At 33.9% G+C, this 18,025-nt stretch carries 18 protein-coding genes; 6 read left to right on the top strand and 12 right to left on the bottom strand.

Translation table 11 applies throughout. The features are described from left to right. The first annotated feature begins 62 nt into the window (after positions 1–62). From LV842_RS07130 to recO, 4 genes are read left to right on the top strand one after another with little or no spacing between them, the layout of a single operon-like run. Positions 63–821: a 5'-nucleotidase C-terminal domain-containing protein gene (locus LV842_RS07130; RefSeq protein ID WP_233110766.1), complete on the top strand. Its 759-nt coding sequence runs from the start codon at positions 63–65 to the stop codon at positions 819–821. After that, the gene (locus LV842_RS07125; protein ID WP_233110765.1) at positions 821–1,771 is read left to right on the top strand and encodes a bifunctional metallophosphatase/5'-nucleotidase; all 951 of its coding nucleotides are present in this window, start codon (positions 821–823) and stop codon (positions 1,769–1,771) included. Before LV842_RS07130 ends, LV842_RS07125 begins: the two co-directional genes overlap by 1 nt. A gap of 1 nt (position 1,772) precedes the next feature. Next, positions 1,773–4,025, top strand: coding sequence for a type IX secretion system anionic LPS delivery protein PorZ (porZ, locus tag LV842_RS07120; RefSeq protein WP_233110764.1), 2,253 nt, complete (start codon positions 1,773–1,775; stop codon positions 4,023–4,025). Next, positions 4,025–4,711, top strand: coding sequence for a DNA repair protein RecO (gene recO, locus LV842_RS07115; protein WP_233110763.1), 687 nt, complete (start codon positions 4,025–4,027; stop codon positions 4,709–4,711). Before porZ ends, recO begins: the two co-directional genes overlap by 1 nt. A gap of 3 nt (positions 4,712–4,714) precedes the next feature. Here recO and LV842_RS07110 read toward each other — a convergent pair whose 3' ends face one another. The 5 genes from LV842_RS07110 to LV842_RS07090 form a co-directional block, all read right to left on the bottom strand. Further along, positions 4,715–5,188: a GNAT family N-acetyltransferase gene (locus LV842_RS07110; protein WP_233110762.1), complete on the bottom strand. Its 474-nt coding sequence runs from the start codon at positions 5,186–5,188 to the stop codon at positions 4,715–4,717. Positions 5,189–5,200: 12 nt separating this feature from the next. Further along, positions 5,201–5,848 carry a DUF1684 domain-containing protein gene (locus tag LV842_RS07105; protein WP_233110761.1) on the bottom strand — a complete coding sequence of 216 codons (648 nt, stop codon included), beginning with the start codon at positions 5,846–5,848 and terminating at the stop codon, positions 5,201–5,203. Further along, on the bottom strand, positions 5,848–6,303 hold the full coding sequence (locus tag LV842_RS07100) for a hypothetical protein (RefSeq protein ID WP_233110760.1): 456 nt from the start codon (positions 6,301–6,303) through the stop codon (positions 5,848–5,850). The genes LV842_RS07105 and LV842_RS07100 overlap by 1 nt, the downstream gene beginning before the upstream one ends. A gap of 16 nt (positions 6,304–6,319) precedes the next feature. Beyond that, positions 6,320–7,825 (bottom strand): malate dehydrogenase (quinone), encoded by a 1,506-nt coding sequence (gene mqo, locus LV842_RS07095; RefSeq protein ID WP_233110759.1) that lies wholly within the window; start codon positions 7,823–7,825, stop codon positions 6,320–6,322. Positions 7,826–8,021: 196 nt separating this feature from the next. Beyond that, positions 8,022–9,044, bottom strand: coding sequence for an NAD(P)H-dependent glycerol-3-phosphate dehydrogenase (locus LV842_RS07090; RefSeq protein ID WP_233110758.1), 1,023 nt, complete (start codon positions 9,042–9,044; stop codon positions 8,022–8,024). A gap of 241 nt (positions 9,045–9,285) precedes the next feature. Here LV842_RS07090 and LV842_RS07085 point away from each other — a divergent pair, with 241 nt between their 5' ends. Next, the gene (locus LV842_RS07085; protein WP_233110757.1) at positions 9,286–10,296 is read left to right on the top strand and encodes a M23 family metallopeptidase; all 1,011 of its coding nucleotides are present in this window, start codon (positions 9,286–9,288) and stop codon (positions 10,294–10,296) included. 78 nt (positions 10,297–10,374) lie between these two features. Here the strand turns inward: LV842_RS07085 and LV842_RS07080 are convergent, their stop codons facing one another. From LV842_RS07080 to LV842_RS07065, 4 genes are all read right to left on the bottom strand, one after another. After that, positions 10,375–11,025, bottom strand: a complete 651-nt coding sequence (locus LV842_RS07080) for an NAD(P)-dependent oxidoreductase (RefSeq protein ID WP_233110756.1) — start codon at positions 11,023–11,025, stop codon at positions 10,375–10,377. 56 nt (positions 11,026–11,081) lie between these two features. After that, a complete protein-coding gene (locus LV842_RS07075; protein WP_233110755.1) occupies positions 11,082–11,492 on the bottom strand; it encodes an Rrf2 family transcriptional regulator in 411 nt (136 codons plus the stop codon). Between the two features lie 60 nt (positions 11,493–11,552). Continuing rightward, positions 11,553–12,503 (bottom strand): hypothetical protein, encoded by a 951-nt coding sequence (locus tag LV842_RS07070; RefSeq protein ID WP_233110754.1) that lies wholly within the window; start codon positions 12,501–12,503, stop codon positions 11,553–11,555. 106 nt (positions 12,504–12,609) lie between these two features. Then, entirely contained in the window at positions 12,610–13,044 is a 435-nt protein-coding gene (locus LV842_RS07065; protein WP_233110753.1) for an FKBP-type peptidyl-prolyl cis-trans isomerase, read from the bottom strand. 210 nt (positions 13,045–13,254) lie between these two features. Between LV842_RS07065 and LV842_RS07060 the strand changes: the two genes are divergently transcribed. Beyond that, positions 13,255–14,256, top strand: coding sequence for a catalase family protein (locus LV842_RS07060; protein WP_233110752.1), 1,002 nt, complete (start codon positions 13,255–13,257; stop codon positions 14,254–14,256). A 24-nt stretch (positions 14,257–14,280) separates the two neighbouring features. On the opposite strand, the gene LV842_RS07055 is transcribed toward LV842_RS07060, so the two are convergent. The 3 genes from LV842_RS07055 to LV842_RS07045 form a co-directional block, all read right to left on the bottom strand. Continuing rightward, positions 14,281–15,315, bottom strand: a complete 1,035-nt coding sequence (locus tag LV842_RS07055; protein ID WP_317207294.1) for a TerC/Alx family metal homeostasis membrane protein — start codon at positions 15,313–15,315, stop codon at positions 14,281–14,283. A 109-nt stretch (positions 15,316–15,424) separates the two neighbouring features. Then, positions 15,425–16,963 carry a SulP family inorganic anion transporter gene (locus LV842_RS07050; protein ID WP_233110751.1) on the bottom strand — a complete coding sequence of 513 codons (1,539 nt, stop codon included), beginning with the start codon at positions 16,961–16,963 and terminating at the stop codon, positions 15,425–15,427. A 25-nt stretch (positions 16,964–16,988) separates the two neighbouring features. Beyond that, a complete protein-coding gene (locus LV842_RS07045; RefSeq protein WP_233110750.1) occupies positions 16,989–18,023 on the bottom strand; it encodes an alginate O-acetyltransferase AlgX-related protein in 1,035 nt (344 codons plus the stop codon). Positions 18,024–18,025 lie beyond the last annotated feature (2 nt).

Here is an 18,025-nt window from a genome sequence, read left to right as displayed (position 1 = left end):
TTACAAAAAACAGTGAAAATACTGGCGATTACATATGACCTTACAACAAAAATTTACAACATATGAAAAATAAATTCATATTACTAGGAATTGCTCTGGCAACTTTATCCGCTTGTAAGACGGCATCTTCGGTGCAGCTTGCGGAGGTGAAAACCCAGAAAAATATTTCTATTAATAATGAGCTAAAGAATGATGAGGAGTTTGTAAAAATTATTGAACCTTATAAGCAAAAATTGGATAAAGAGATGAATCAGAAAATCTCCCATACCAATACAGACCTTACTAAACAAGGAGATAATAGTAATTTGGGCAATCTTTTAGCAGACTATACATTCGATGGAGCTGATGAATGGGCGAAAAAACATCTTCAAAAAAACGTGGATGCTGCACTAATCAATATCGGAGGAATCCGTACAACGATCGGGAAAGGTGATATTTTACTGAAAAGTGTGTTTGAAGTAATGCCTTTCGAAAATGAAGTGATTATTGTAAAAATGAAAGGTTCGGATTTGCAAGGACTTTATGAGTATTATGCAAAAACTCAGGTCAATAATCCGGTTTCCCATTTATACATTGAAACCAATAACGGACAATTAACCCAAACTTTAATCAACGGAAAAGCAGTAAACCCGACTCAGGATTATTATATTGCTACGTCTGATTATTTGGCTTTAGGTGGTGACAACATGAAATTCTTCGCAAAAGGAGAAGCGATCCCTACAGGAATTAAATTGAGAGATTTATTTATTGATTATTTCAAGAAAAATTCTGAAGTGGTACCCAATGCAGATGTTCGTTTAAATTTTATCGGTAAGAAATAATGGATAGAAAAAAGTTTTTAAAGGCAATAGGAGGCGGAACTTTAGCAATGGCTTTAGCTCCCAATATGATGATGGCGGAAGAATTAAGTATTCTTGATTTAAAATCCGCAAATAAGCTTACTATTCTTCATACCAATGATCAGCACAGCAGAATAGAACCTTTTGATGCTAGTTATACCAAAAATCCCAATCAGGGAGGTTTTGCAAGAAGGGCAAGTTTAATTCAGCAAATCAGAAATCAGGAATCTAATGTTTTGCTTCTAGACTCCGGTGATATTTTTCAAGGAACTCCTTATTTCAACTTTTTCGGAGGTGAGTTGGAGTTTAAATTGATGTCTATGATGAAGTATGATGCTTCAACCATGGGAAATCATGATTTTGATAATGGTTTGGACGGATTTCTAAAGGTGTTGCCGAATGCGCAGTTTCCTTTTATCTGTTCAAATTATGATTTTAAAAATACGGTTCTTGACGGAAAGACTTCTCAATATAAGATTTTCAACAAAAACGGAATCAAAGTCGGTCTTTTCGGAGTAGGAATTCAACTGGACGGACTGGTTGGCAAAAAGCAATATGGGGAAACTGTTTATTCAGACCCGATTGATGTGGCACAACATTATTCCAACTTCCTGAAAAACGAGAAAAAATGTGATCTGGTCATCTGCCTTTCACATATCGGTTACGATTACAAAGACGAACCTAATAAAATAAGTGATAAAATCTTAGCTGCCAAAACAGATAATATTGATATTATTCTGGGTGGTCATACTCATTCTTTTTTACCGGAACCCCAAACTTTTACCAATAGAGCAGGCAAAAATGTTCTGGTCAATCAGGTGGGATGGGCAGGTCTTTTGTTGGGCAGAATAGATTTCTTCTTTGATTCAAATAAAAATGTAAAACATATTTCCTGGAATAATCAGGTAATTGACAGTAGCATAATAGCATAACATGAAAAAACTTTTAATTTCTCTTGGCGTTTTAGCTTCTCTGCAATTGATAAATGCACAGAACATTACTTCTAAAAAGTGGGCAGACGTATTCTCATACAATAACGTGCTGGCAATGAAAGAAGAGAATGGAAAAATAGTAGCTGCAACTGAAAACGGTATTTTCTTTTATACCGTTTCAACAGGGGAAATTACAAAACTGTCTAAAGCTAACGGCCTTCATGAAGTTAAAATTTCAGCATTTGATTACAATCCTCAAACTAAAATAGGATTAATCGGGTATCAAAACGGTTCATTGGATGTGATTACTCCAGATGGCATTACCTATGTTGTAGATATCCCTATTGCCACTGGATATAACGGAAGCAAAAAAATCAATCACATCTCTATCACAGGAGATAAAGCTATCATTTCTGTTGGTTATGGAGTTTCTATTTTTAATCTTAAAAAGAAAGAATTTGGAGATTCAGCATTTTTTGTTTCGGGAGGCGTTTATCAAGCCAGTAACGAAGCTACCATTTTAAATAATAAAGTATATGCTGTAACGAACTCTGGACTTAAAACCCATGATTTAAATACCACATTCCCGGTTTTTTCAACCTGGACAACGGAAAGCCCCGGAACATATACCAATGTAGATTCTGAGTCTACTGTTGCATTTTCTTCTTCTACTACTGTACAATTACTGATTAATGGAACATTCACTACACTTCCCCAAACATTCACTAATGTAAAGGATGTTGTCGTAAACGGAGATAATGTATTGGTAGCAGACCTTAACAACGTTTATAGTTATAGCCTCACCGGTATTTTAACAGGAAATGTCTCCGTAGGTGAAGAATGTAATACAGCAGCTCGCATCAATTCCAAAATCTATGCAGGAACCAAACTTTCCGGAATAAAAAATGAAGACCGCAATACTTTCAAACCAGATGGTCCTTATTTTAATGACTCTTATAAAATAAGAATATTCAATGAAAATCAATTATTGGTTTCAAGCGGTGCGAGAATCAATGGGTTTAATGAAGGTACCGACAATCCAAAAAATCCCGGATTTTATTATTTTGATGGAATGCAGTGGATTTATTCTTCTTATTTTAAAGGGAGCAGCACAAAATTTAATGTTTTAGATGCTATGTTCGATCCAGCCAGCCCATCAGATCTATTCTTTACAAATTATAGCACTGCAATAGGGCAAGGAATATACAAAATGAAGTATAATAGCTCTAGCAAAGACTTTGACTTCACAAAGCTTTATACTGTAGGAGCAGATGGAGTTTGGGATCGACGACCAGTTGGTTTTGCTTATGATGACCAAAATAATTTAGTTGCGGGGCTCGCTTTTACAGAAGGAAAATACCCCGGAATGGCTTTTTACGATAGAGGAACCGACAATTTTTTGGTAAAACAGGTAATTCTTACAAGTAATGCTGTACAGCAACCTATTTTTTATCAAGGCTTATTTTGGGTTCCGCTTCCAAGATCAATCAACTTTTTGGTATATGATCATAAGCAAACATTAAATACTTCAGATGACACACAGTATATTTTAGAATCCTCCAACAATCTTCCGGGGGGAACAATATCTGCGGCTTTTGATAAATCCGGAGATGCATGGATTGGAACAGATATGGGATTGAGAATTCTTCCTAATGCAGCTACCTCAGCAAAAAACAATCCTCAAACGGAGGCTATTGTCATAGAACAGGGAGGTCTCGCTGAAGAACTTTTTAAAGATTCTCAGATTCTGCAAGTTGAGGTAGATGGAGGAAACCAAAAATGGGTTTCCGTAGATGGTGGTGGTGTATATTATCTTTCAGCGACCGGAGAGCAGACCCTTAAACATTTTACAAAGGAAAATTCTCCGCTTCCTACCAATAGTGTAACTGATATAAAAGTTGACAAAAAAACAGGAAAAGTTTATTTCGTAACATACGACGGAATTGTAACCTACCAAGGAGATGTAGGAGATGTAACGTCTAATTTTGGCAATGTATTGGTGTACCCAAACCCTGTTGTCTATTCAAATTTCAAAGGAAAAGTAACCATTAAAGGATTAGCTGAAAAAACAAACATCCGAATTACTGATGCTGCAGGAAACATTGTTCATTCGGCAGTAGCCAGAGCAGGATATTACGAATGGGATCTTAATAACCAACGCGGAACAAGAGTAGCTTCCGGAATGTATTTTGTTCTCATGACCAATGAAGACGGCTCAGATAAAGCTACTGCAAAAATAGCCGTAGTCAATTAATGAATTTACAAACAGGCTTTTTACTTTCTTATGTAAAATATGGTGAAAATGATGCCATTATTCATACATTCACTGAGAATGATGGCTTTCAAAGCTATTTTTTAAAGGGTATTTACAGCAAAAAGAACAAGAAAAAAGCTTTTCTTCTGCCTTTAAATAAACTTAATTTTGTAATTAATATTGCAAAAGGAAATAGTATTGCCACTATTTCGAAATTTGAATTGGTTGAATTTTATGATTTCTATACAGACATTAATGCCAATACTGTTATATTCTTTATTTCAGATTTTTTAAATCAAATTTTAAGAATTGAAAATAAAAATACTTCAGTATTTTTGGGAATTGATGAATTTCTTCAGGAGCTCAATCGTAGAAATTATCAGTCACACCTCATTTTTTTAATTAAAATTCTGAAAATACAAGGAGTTGCGCCTCTCATTAATGACGGGAAATATCTTGATCCTGAAACCGGAATTTTTACCACTGACATGACTCATCATTTTTTTGATGAACAGAATTCTCATATTTGGAAAGCCATTCTTTCTTCAGAAAATCCTTACGAAATAAAGATTCCATCAAAACTCAGAAGAAATATTTTAGACAGTATTTTGATTTACTATCACTATCATTTTGCAGATTTTAAAACTCCCACATCGTTAGAAGTGATTCAGCAGATTTTTGAATAGTTTTTATAATTTCTTTGACATTAAAAACTGTGGTCCACTTCTTCCCTCCCGGATTTTCCCATCATAGGAATACCCAGTTTTCAGATAGATTTCATAGGCTGCATTATTGTTTTGGTTAACAGCAAGAACAATCTCATCACAAGTATTAAAATGTTTTTTCACAAAATCATCAGTTAGTAACATCGTCGACTTCCCAATTCCTTTTCCCTGAAAATCAGGATTAATGGATAATGATCGCAATAAAACTGAATTTGGGTTATCTGTAATATCTAATTTATCTGCTCCAAAATCCAGGACTAAAAAGCCAACCAATATTTCATCATTAAAAATAGAAACCGGAAATGCCAAACCATCATTTCTTTCTTTAATTCTTTCTAATGCATGCTCTGCTGTAGAAGTATAAAGGCTTTGTATCTCATCCAGAACATAGTTGAGCCCGGGTAAGTCTTCAGAAATAAAAAATTTTAAATGAACCATTTCAGTATATAATTAATGATGATAGATATCCTGATACATTACTCCTGCTCTGATTTCAACAGGTAACTTATTTTCCTCGGGAACAATCGGACAATTGTAATCGTAAGCATTGTACGCACAATAAGGATGATAAGATTGATTAAAGTCTAAAATAATCGAATCTCCTTCAGGAATCTTCAGATCCAGATATTTTCCTCCACCGTAGGTTTCTTTGTTATTGGTTGCATCCCGAAAAGGAAGAAAAAGATGGTCTTTATATTTTTCCATTTTCATAAGATCTAAACTTTGATAAATCGTAAGAGTATACGATGCTCCGTCAAGTTCAAAAATTGCCTTTCCAAATTCCTGATAAGATTTTGTTTTTCCTGAGGAAGTTGGAAGGTCAAATGGCTTAGGATTTTCCGTTTTAACGAATTTTGCCTTTACCCTGTATTTCAAGTCTATCGGAAAGAAAGGATGCTTTTTAAATTGGGTGAAGTTTCCTCCTCTTAAAGGGGTTTCTTTAGGGTTTAAATATTCTTCATTCAAATCCTTTTGAAATTTTTTGATCTCTTTCAATTCTTTTGCATTCGCTTTTACAATTGCTTTGTCCGCAATATTCTTTTGAGAAAAACTAAAAAAAGGAATTATTAGAAGTAAAAGTACAATATATGATTTCATTATGAGTCGGAGATTTTAATTTTATAGATATCTGAAGCATTTCTTTTAATTGATTTCACAAAAAAACCTCCTTCTTCGGGAATAACTTCATGAAAATCGAAACTTTTACAATCTTTCGGGAGCCCCGAAAACACTAAGGTAAACCAAAAATCTTTCATAAAAGGAACCGGCGTCCAGTTAGGATATATTGTAATATTTTCCGCATGAATCAGTTTACTTTTATGATCAGAATTGTTATCAAAAAGATAAGTAGAGCTCCAGATTCGGATAAGATTTCCTAAAAACGGAGAAGCGGGGAAACAACAGTGAACAATTACCTGTTTTTCCTCTTCTATTTTGGTTTGAAGAGACTCAAGAATTTCTGTTACTATTATAGGTTTTTTAATGGTTTCTGCCACGTTTATTGTATAAGTAATGAGTAATAAATAATGAGTAATAGTTACATTACTCATCATTCATTATGCTTGTTATTTAATATTCTAATTCAAGTTTCTCTTTAGAATAGCTTCTTACTTTCTTAGCAAGTTCGGGATGTTCAGCCAGTTTTTGTCCATAAGAAGGAATCATTTCCAGTAACTTACCTTTCCATTCTTGATGAAGTTTTTCCGGAAAGCATTTCTCAAGAACATTCAGCATCGCATACACAGCCGTAGAAGCTCCTGGTGAAGCTCCCAATAATGAAGCAATAGTTCCTGCTTTATTGGTTACCACTTCGGTTCCGAATTCTAATTTTCCGCCTTCTTTTTCATCTTTTTTAATAATCTGTACTCTTTGACCGGCCACTTTTAATTCCCAATCTTCTTCTTTAGCATCTTTGATAAATTCTCTCAAATGCTGCATTCTCTGCGCTTTGGTCATGGCAACCTGTTGAACCAAATATTTCGTTAAAGGAATATTATGCCACCAAGCTCCAAATAAGGATTTTAAATTTTTAGTATTCACACTTTCAGGTAAATCAAGATAGCTTCCTTCTTTCAAAAATTTAGTTGAAAATCCTGCAAAAGGTCCAAAAAGAAGTGCTTTTTCACCATCAATGATTCTCAAATCCAAGTGAGGAACAGACATTGGCGGTGCATCGACCGTTGCCTGAGTGTACACTTTTGCCTGATGTTTTTCTACCAGTTCCTGATTGTGAGAAACCAACCATTGCCCGGAAACCGGAAAACCACCATATCCTTCACTTTCTTTGATATCTGAACTATCCAGTAATGGTAAAGCATATCCACCGGCTCCGATAAATACAAAATCTGCAACAACTTCTTGTTTATGACTATGAATCCTGTCTTTCACCTTCATTTCCCATTTTCCGTCATCTCTTGGATCAATGTCTTTTACTTCATGGTACAAGAAAACTTCAACATTGGAATCTTCCAGTAAATGTCTTCCCATTTTTCTTGTTAACGTTCCGAAATTAACATCCGTTCCCAGTTTCATTTTGGTAGCTGCCAATACCTCGGTTTCGTTTCTTTTACTCATGACCAAAGGAATCCATTCCCTTAGCTTGTCATGATTGGCTGAATATTCCATTCCCTGAAATAAAACCGACTCAGATAGTTTTTCATGGCGTTTTCTAAGAAATTCCACATCTTTTTCACCAAATACCAAACTCATATGAGCGCAAGAATTGATAAAATCTTTTGGATCATGAATATAACCTTTATTGACTAAGTAAGACCAAAACTGTTTAGAAATTTCAAATTGTTCTGCAATACTTTCAGCTTTTGAAATATCTATAGATCCGTCTTCTTTTTCAGGGGTATAATTAAGTTCACAAAAAGCAGAATGCCCTGTTCCTGCATTGTTCCATGCTGCGGTACTTTCCTTTGCAAACCTGCCTAATCTTTCAAAAATTGCAATTTCAAGATTAGGATCAAATTCATGAAGCAGTGTTGCTAAAGTGGCACTCATAATTCCGCCACCTATCAGTACAACGTCATATTTTGGTTTCGGTGTTCTGCTAATAAGCGATTGTGACATAATTTCAAATTTTATATCAAATTTCGGGAAAACTTATTACAATTGATTTGATTTCAACCTCTTATTTTTCCGGATTTCAACATTTTTTCTCCGGGAAGAAAATATTATGGAAAATATCAATGAATTGATATTGAGTATATAAATAAAAAAGCACCAACAGTCTTGTCGGCGCTTTTTTAATTTTTGTTTATTTGATTTAATTCAATTTTGCAGTGAGCTTTTTGAATTGTTTTTCTGCATTTTTTCCTTCGTATAAAATTCCATATATCGTATCAACAATCGGAAGTTTCAACCCTTTCTCTTTTGATGTTTTATAAATGGAATCTGCTGCATAATATCCTTCTGCCACCATATTCATTGACTGGATTGCCGATTTTACTGTATATCCTTTCCCGATAAGATTTCCTAAGTTTCTGTTTCTTGAGAATAATGAGTATGCAGTTACTAGTAAATCGCCTAAATAAGCACTTTGATTTACATCTCTTGGCGCTTCATAAATTGCTTCAAGGAATGTCTCCATTTCACGAATGGCATTGGAAACGAAAACCGCCGTAAAGTTGTCTCCATATCCTAATCCACTGGCAATTCCGGCTCCGATTGCAAAAATATTTTTAAGAATGGCACTGTACTCATTTCCTAGAATATCTTTACTTGAGTGAACTTTAATAAAATCTGAGTTAAAAATACTTACCAGTTTTTCTGAAATTTCATCTTCTACGGTAGCGATCGTAAGATAGGAAAGTCTTTCCATTGCAACTTCTTCTGCATGACAAGGTCCTGCAATAACCGCCTGATTTCGGAAACCGATTTTAAATTCATCTCTAAGATAATGGGCAACAACATCATTTACTTTAGGAATGATCCCTTTAATTGCCGAAACGAAGATTTTATCGGTGTATTCGCATGTCATTTTATCCATCATATCTGAAAGATAAATTGACGGTGTTGCTAATACCACTACATCACAAGCAGAAACTAACTCGTTAATATCTGTTGTAAGTTTTAAATTTTTAAGATTAAAATTTACTGCTGTAAGGTAAGTCGGGTTGTGCCCACGAAGTTCAATGGCTCCTTTTACGAACTCACTTCTTACACACCAATGTACTACTTTGCAGTTTTCCACAAGCATTTTTACAATTGCCGTTGCAAAACTTCCACTTCCCACAACGCCTACAGAAATATCTTTTTTATTCTTTTTAGAATTTGAAGATTCCGACATTATTTTCTTTTTTGCCATAATTGAATGTGAACTGCAAATATATTAAAACAAAGATTGCGTAAGACTTTTAATAGCATGATAAAAGCCATTTTTAGATAAAATTAACACTTCAACACAATTAAATATCTAATTAATCGTTAAATACATTAAAAACTAAATTTTAATTACAAATAATCTTAAAAAATTATTTTTATTTAAATTTGCAAACTCAAAACCGTTTTATAATACTAAGAAAAGAAAGATGAAGAGATTTCTAAACAGCAAAAAGAACGTAAATATCCTTTTAGGAGGGCTTTTATCAGTAGTTTTTGCACAAGGTATATTCATTGCTAAGTTATTTTCTGAAAAAGACGATAAAAACTATGAAGTCAATCTTGTAAAAATAAACACTGAGAGAGACAGTGTAGATTATTTGAAAATGAAAACTGATCTTGCATTAGTAGATCAAACCGTAAACGAACTAAATTCCTTCTTAAAATCAAAAGATATTTCGAATGGAAAATTGACAGTCCTGAGCAAAGACAGTATTTCCAACTCTGTTTATCTTGCTAAACAAGCCAACCGATACAGCCAGTATCTGATGGATCTTCAGAAAAAACTGATGCAGGTTCCCTTAGGAATGCCAACAGAAGGATATATCTCATCAAATTTTGGAATCAGAAAAAATCCTATTCCTTTTAAAACAGTTTATGCCTCTGTAAAATCTAATATTGCAGCCCCTGTTGCCGCTTCGGCTCCAGCTCCAGAAGTAAAAGCAGTGCCTGTAGAAAAAATCATAGAAGTAACTGACAGCTACGGAAATAAAAGGGAAGTAAAAGTAATGGTAACTCCAAAAGCTGCTCCTGCTGTTGCCGCTACTTCAGCTTCTACAAAATCTTCTGTTGCTGCAACCTCTAAAACCGGTGTTGAAAAAAACAATCTACCTGCTGAAGCAGATCAGATGCAGTTCCATAAAGGATTGGATATTGCCGTTGCATTTGGTTCTGACGTAAAAGCTGCTGCTGCCGGAACAGTAATATTTTCCGGACAAAAAGGAGGGTATGGAAATTGCGTAATTGTTTCCCACGGAAATGGTTTAGCAACTCTTTATGGTCATTTATCTCAACTTGTTGCCAAAACAAATGATAAAGTGAAAGTAGGGCAAGTAATTGCAAAGTCTGGAAATTCCGGACGTTCTACAGGACCTCATCTTCATTATGAAGTACACAAAAACAATACTCCGGTAAATCCGAAGTTGTTTATGAATTTATAAGATCATTTTTAATGGTTAAAAGTTTCGGGCGGCACCAAAGGTGCCGCCCGAAACTTTAAATACTATTCTAAGAAGCCATTAATAAGCTGCAGTAAAACGCTCATGAATATGATTGTTCTGCTCCAATTCATCAACTAAAACGACCGCTACATCTTCTACAGAAAGAATACTTCTTCCATTTTCATCAAAAACCGGATTTTCCAAAGCCGTTCTGTATTTTCCAGTTCTTACTCCTGCAGTTCCCTGATGCATTTCGATAGCCGGGCTAAAGAAGGTCCAATCTAAGGTTTTATTTTCTTTAATTTTGTTTAAATAATCTCTTGCTGCTGTTGCACCCGCTTTATAATCTTCAGGAAAATCAGGTCCGTCCACCAACTGATTTCCATCAATAAATAAACTTCCGGCTCCTCCCACTGTAATGAATCTTTTCACCCCTGATTTTTCAACTGCATTTTCAATATTTACTGAACCACTTAAGAAATCATCATACAGATTAGGATTCGTCCACCCTGCATTGAAAGCACTGATTACAGCATCATTTCCTTTTAAAGCATCTGCCAGTTCATCGACGTTACTTACATTAATGCTTTTTGCTGATACATTTTCGTTTTGCTGAACTTTAGAAGCGTCTCTTACAATTGCTTCTACTTGGTATCCTCTGTTTGCTAATTCATTCACTATTTGTGTTCCCACAAATCCGGTTGCTCCGATTACTGCTACTTTTTTCATATGATTTTAAAATTTAAATTGTAATAAAATTTGTTACATTTATGATTAAAAAAATTTTATTCAAACTGATCACTAAATTGCTGAAGTGACTTATTTCCTAAAAAATTTAAAACCAATTGATCTGTTTCTATAAATAAATCAGTCAAATGATTATTAATTTCCTTTCCGACGCTACAAGCCGGATTAGGATTCTGATTTTTCTTTCCTAAGACTTCAGTATTTTTCACGACTGAATAAATTTCGGAAATGGTAATTGATTTTGCGCTTTTAGCAAGCCGACTTCCGCCTTCCTTTCCTTGTTTGCTTACAATAAGCCCTCCTTCCCTCAACACACTGATCTCTTTACGTACTACAACAGGATTTACATTGATACTACCGGCAATCCATTCAGAACTTAACCAATCCTGAGGTGATTTTGCCAATAATGTCATAATATGTATTGCCGTAGCAAATCTTGTATTGTTCATTGTAATTATAATGCAAAGATACAGATTTTTTTAAATGTAACAAATTTTATTACAATTAAATTATAATATTAATTTATCTAAGTCTAAAAGCAAGTAATTGATATTTTGATTAATCGTTCTGGTAGCCGACTGCATCTGATTAAGCATTGCAGCTCTGTTGTGCAGATCATTTGCTCTGTAATATCCTCCGTTGCTAAAAATCACAGAATGGTCTGCCACATTTTTATCATCATCGAACTGATAATGCAGCCACCTTTCTTTCATATTTCCGATAATGGAAAACTGTTCTTTATTTGAAAATTTCTTTTCTGTATACATATACCAAATAAATGGTGGAAAATTAGGAGATTCCAGTTTTTCTTTCCAAATATCCCTCAGCAGGTTTCTTTGATGAATGAACTCTACTTTTTTTCCTTTAGGATTTAATGTTGCCAGACCAAAACCAGCTCCTAAAACACCTCCACTGATATCAATCGCATTGCTCCACCCTTCGCTTTTTACAATTCCTCCGGCAACAGACGCCGTAGCTCCGGCAATAATGGAATATAAAATCATTTTGTTATTTCTGGAATCGTTCAAATTGTCTACATAGTTTCCAATTTGCGCTACTCTCTCCCCTTCACAATCAAATTCTGCGGCTACAGCATCCAGTTCAGTGAGCGCGATGGTAATTTTACTGTTAATGACACTTTTTAGCTGCAATACTTTCACCTGAGCATCCAAAGATGAGTCTTTTTTAAGTTTAATAATTTTATGTACCTCATCAAGATTATCCAACGCATTCAATATTAAAATACTTTGATCAGAGAATATCCCTTTTAATTCCTTATTTGCCAATATAATGGAATCTGAATTATAGGATGGAATTTTATTGGTATAATTATATTTAAAAGGGGCTTTACAATAGCTGTCTTTCAACGTAAGGATATTCTGATTGATTACCTGATTTTTCTTGGAAACACAAGATGTTAAAAAACTAAAAATTGTCAAAAAGTAAAGCAGCTTTCTCATTTCGTCCTATTTTATGCTGTTGGGTGAATCAAACTTATACTAATATACTATAAATAAAAAAATCCACCCGAATTCAGGTGGAATTTTAAACTATTTTTAATGAGAATTATTTAATTCCCAATAATTCTACTTCGAAAATAAGTGTACTGTTCGGACCTATTTCTTTGCTGATTTCCTGATCTCCATACGCTAAGTGCGGAGGAAGAATTAATCTCCATTTGCTACCAACAGGCATCAACTGAAGAGCTTCTGTCCAACCCGTAATCACTCTGTTTAATGGAAAAGATGCAGGAGTTCCTCTTTTTACAGAGCTATCAAAAACTTTTCCTGTAATAGTCGTTCCATGATAGTGGCATTTTACTGTAGATCTCGGACCTGGTTTTGCTCCATCACCTTCTGTAATGATTTCGTATTGTAATCCGCTTGGCAAAGTAACTACACTTTCTCTCTTTCCATACTCTTCCATGTATTCTTTACCGTCTTTCAGGTTTTTCTCTGCCAATTCTTTTTTACGCTTAAATAACAAATCTGCTACTCCCATAATTAAATATTTTTACAAAGATAAGATTTTAAGACGGGAAGAAAGAAGTTAGAAGAAAGGAAGTTTTTCAGATGTAATAAATCAATTAATAAATTTATTATCAAAGCATTACAATCAATTTCCTTCATCTTACCTTAAAGTTCAAATATCTTTAATACTCCGTTAACGTCAATTCCGAAACTTGGCGTTATAATTGGATTTAAAAACTAAATGCCAGATTCATTACAATATAATAAGAACTTCGATAAGCTTTCGTATGAGGAAAAGCAACTGCTGGAAGAGACCAAAAAAAGTATCGCCGATTTTGTAGAACAATCTCCTTCTGTAAGTGATATCAACTATGCCGCCAGAAATGCTCATGCAAAGACTTATGCTGTTCTTTCAGGGCATTTCATCATAAATCCTGAACTCACGGAAGATTTGAAATATCTATTTGATAAGGAAAGGTATGAAATCACCGCAAGACTTTCTAATGCCAATCTGAAAATTAAAAAGAACAAGAAGGATATTCCTGCCTATGGTTTTGCCATTAAAATAAAAGATGATTTGGGACGTACCATTTCAAATTATCCTTTGGCCAATTTCCCTCTATTTCCAATCAACTCAGTTTCTTTATTTTTAAAAACATTTACAGCCATCAATAAGCTTTATATTAAAAAATGGAGCAACTGGCTATCTTTTACAAAAAACATATGGAAGATTTTACCTTCTTTAATGACATTCTCTTTTTTAAAACATAGTATTAATCTTTTTCTGAAAAGAAACGACTTCATCCTATCTTTTGATTATTATTCTGTAGGAGCGTACAGATTAGATGATAAAATGGTTAAAATAAAAATCAGTCCAAAGAATATTCAAAAAAAATTTGGGAACAGAAAAGGTGTTAAAAAATCTGTCAAAACTTATTTTGAAAGCAATAATTATCAGGCAGACGTCTTTATTCAGTTGTGTTACGACCTGAAAGATCAGCCCATCAATAGATTAAATGTTGAATGGAAAAACTCCCCATTTATACAATTAGGAGAAATCAGATTTGAAAAAAATTCGCTGCAAAATCCCAATACCTGCGAAAATGAATTATTGTCTTTCAATCCTTTCGAAAGTGCTGAAATCTTTCAACCTGTAGGAAAAATACAAAAGCTAAGGGATGAAGCGTATAAAGTTTCGCTGCAAACGAGAAAGAAGATTAACAAGCTTTTAAAATATAAATAAAAAAAGGCTTTACTAATGTAAAGCCTAGATATTTTCGTTTTCTTCCAATTGTTTTTTCATCTTATTGTCCGGAAATATCATCGAGATAATCACAGATATTAATAAAACTCCACCTACAATTCCTAAAGAGATCGGAGAAGGAATATGTATCCAAGGTGCAATTAGCATTTTTACTCCAATGAAAGCTAAAATGATAGCCAAACCATACGACAGCTTGCTAAACATATAAATAAAATTAGCTAATAAAAAGTACAAAGATCTAAGCCCTAGAATGGCAAAAATATTTGATGTATACAGTATAAAAGGGTCATCTGATATCGCAAAAATAGCGGGTATAGAATCTACTGCAAACAAAACATCTGTAAATTCAATGACGGCCACAACTACCAAAAGTGGCGTTGCCATTTTTATTCCGTTCTGAATGGTAAAGAATTTATCTCCATCGTATGTAGAAGAAACTTTCCAAAAACTTTTTACAATTTTTGCTCCTGCAGAATCACTATAATCTTCATCATCTTGACCGTCATGCCCTCCCCAAGATTTTATTCCTGCATACACTAAGAATAATCCGAATAAGGTCATCACGATATTAATTTTCACAGGATCTCCAAAAACCTCCATTTCAGGAAGATAGGTTAAATTAATAATCCCAATCCCTGCAAAAATAAATATGGCTCTAAATATCAGAGCTCCGATAATTCCCCAAAACAAAACTTTATGATGGAGATGTTTAGGAACTTTAAAGAATCCAAAGACCAGAATAAATACAAATAAATTATCTACAGAAAGTGCTTTTTCAATCCAGTAAGCTGCTTGATATTGTGTAAATTTTTCCAGAGCCAATTTGTGCCCTTCAGCTTCATTAAATGCCCAATATACAATTCCTGAAAAAATCATTGATAAAGAAATCCATACAACAGACCAAATGGTGGCTTCTTTGGAAGAAACTTCATGGCTTTTCTTATTAAAAATCCCTAAATCTAAAAGCAACATAACCACTACTGTTATGGCAAATCCCCACACCAAGCTTGGATGAAGATCTAATACACTTTGTCTCACTAAGTTTTATATTATAATATTATAGATAGCTTACCTGTCAAAGATACCATTTAAATCTAAGACTGCCTATTTATATTCTATGACTCTTATTCGAAAAAAATCAAAAAAATCACTTCTCCGGCATTACTTTATACGTCGGATCTTCCTGAATATTTACTTCGATTACAGCTTCTGCATTTTTCAACATTTTGATACAGTCTTCACTTAAATGTTTTAAATAAAGCTTTTTGTTTAATTGGCTGTATTTTTTTGACAATTTATCTAAAGCATCAATTGCGCTCATATCAACAATTCGACTGTCTTTAAAATCTACAGCCACTTCTTCGGGATCATTCATCGGATCAAACTTTTCTGTAAAAGCTGTTACTGAACCGAAAAATAATGGGCCATAAATTTCGTAATGCTTAATTCCGTTTTCGTCAATATGCTTCCTTGCCCGAATTCTTTTCGCATTATCCCAAGCAAAAACCAATGCTGAAATAATAACTCCTATTAATACAGCCAATGCTAAATTGTGAAGAACAATGGTAATTAAAGCTACTGTAATTCCGACAAAAATATCAGACTTCGGCATTTTATTGACAATTCTAACCGACACCCATTGAAAAGTACTGATCGCCACCATCATCATGACACCAACCAGTGCAGCCATAGGAATTTTTTCAATAAATGGCGCTCCTACCAAAATGATAATTAAAATGGTAATTGAAGCTATTATTCCAGAAAGTCTGGCTCTTGAACCTGCATTTAAATTAACCAACGTTTGAGCAACCATTGCACAACCTCCCATTCCTCCGAAAAACCCATTGGTGATATTGGCTAAACCCTGTGCAACAGATTCTTTGTTGGCACTTCCTTTTGAATTGGTAATTTCATCGACCATTGATAATGTTAATAATGATTCAATAAGGCCAACTCCGGCCATAATTAAGGCATATGGAAAAATAATCTGTAAAGTTTCTAATGAAAAAGGGATACTCGGAATATGAAAGCTTGGCAAACTTCCGCTGATATGAGCGATATCTGCAACCGTTTTTGTATTGATATTAAAACCTAAAACCACTGCAAAAACAATCAAAATAGCAATCAAAGAAGCGGGAACAGCTTTTGTAATTTTAGGAAAAAAGTAAACAATGGCAATTGTTAAAGCAACCAATCCGGACATTATATATAAGGATGTACCTTGTAACCAACTTGTAATTCCATTTGCATCTGTAACTTTAAACTGTTCCACCTGAGCCATAAAAATAATGACCGCTAAACCATTTAAAAATCCATACATAACAGGTTGCGGAATTAATCTCACAAACTTTCCAAGTTTGAAAACACCGACTAATAATTGAAAAATACCAGCAAGAACCACTGTTGCAAAGAGATATTCTACTCCATGAGTTTTGATTAATGCAATTAAGACAACAATCGTAGCTCCAGCTCCGCCAGAAACCATTCCTGGACGACCTCCTAAAACTGCGGTAACTATACCCATCATAAAAGCTGCATACAAACCAATTAACGGTGATAGTCCGGCCAAAATTGCAAACGAAAGAGATTCAGGAATCATGGTCATTGCCACCGTAAAACCCGCCAAAATTTCGTTTTTATAATTGATTTTATGTGAAAAATCGAAAAGTTTAAAATAATTTCCCATTGAAAAAATGCAGTTTTTGTATTGCTTATTGAACAAATTTACTTATCTCATTTGCAATAATTTTTGAGGCTACAGGTGACCAATGCGTATCATCATAAAAATAAATATTAGACTCTTTATTGATATGTGACTTTAAGAGCTCTTTGGAATTAATATATAAATAATCTTTTTTGAGTGCCTGAAAATACTCAAAAAATAATGGTTTTTTCAAATTGGACTTATCTATAATGTAGTCATAATAAAAATCGTATTTGTCCGGAGACGGCAATATAATAAGTTTGATATTCTTTTGTTCAAGTTTTTTTGAAATCTTGTTGAGGATGTTATTGAGCCGAATTACATTTTGCGGGTTGTTATTCTGGCTGGTTGATATAAGATCGACTTTATAGAAAAGTAATTTATCCGAATGATTGCTGAACAATTTTTTTGAGTTTAGCTTGTAGTTATAAATCAAATCATTCGAAAGATAATTATTGCATATAAAAAACTTGGGCAGGTCATACAACGGGAACTCAAGTGTTGGTCTGGAAAAAAATTCAGAATCCTTTTGATCAATTACTGTTTCATGATGGTTTACAATTATAGAATCTATTTGACTTTTAGATATTTTCGCATTGAAATCTATTTCTTTAATATTAGTAATAAAATTACGCTCTACATGCTGCAAAATAACATATTTGACCTTATAATGATCGAAGAAGTCACCGTTTACAAGATTTATTAAGGTTTGAATCTGATTATTGGCAATGTAATGATCAACGTGTAAAGTACTATACTTTTCTGCTAGAAAATGATTGTATCCATATCCTTTCTGATCCGAAAAAGAATCACCGATTGTTAAAAACTCAAAATTATTTTTCTTTGTGTGCGATACTCTTTCAAATTTCTCTTTCTCAGATAAATTAAACTGATCCCTGTAATGCATATAAATATTAGGAAACATCCCCATTCTTAAAACATCAGGACTTTCAGTTCTGACTCTCAAAAACATTGCAATGCCATACAATAGTATTATGGGAATGGTAAAGTAAGCTGTCTTGATTATAAGTTTTCTAATCATGG

The organism is Chryseobacterium gwangjuense (assembly GCF_021311115.1).
Taxonomy (GTDB): domain Bacteria; phylum Bacteroidota; class Bacteroidia; order Flavobacteriales; family Weeksellaceae; genus Chryseobacterium; species Chryseobacterium gwangjuense.
The sequence above is the reverse complement of the archived record's forward strand: the minus strand, read 5'-3'. Positions and strand labels throughout refer to the sequence as shown.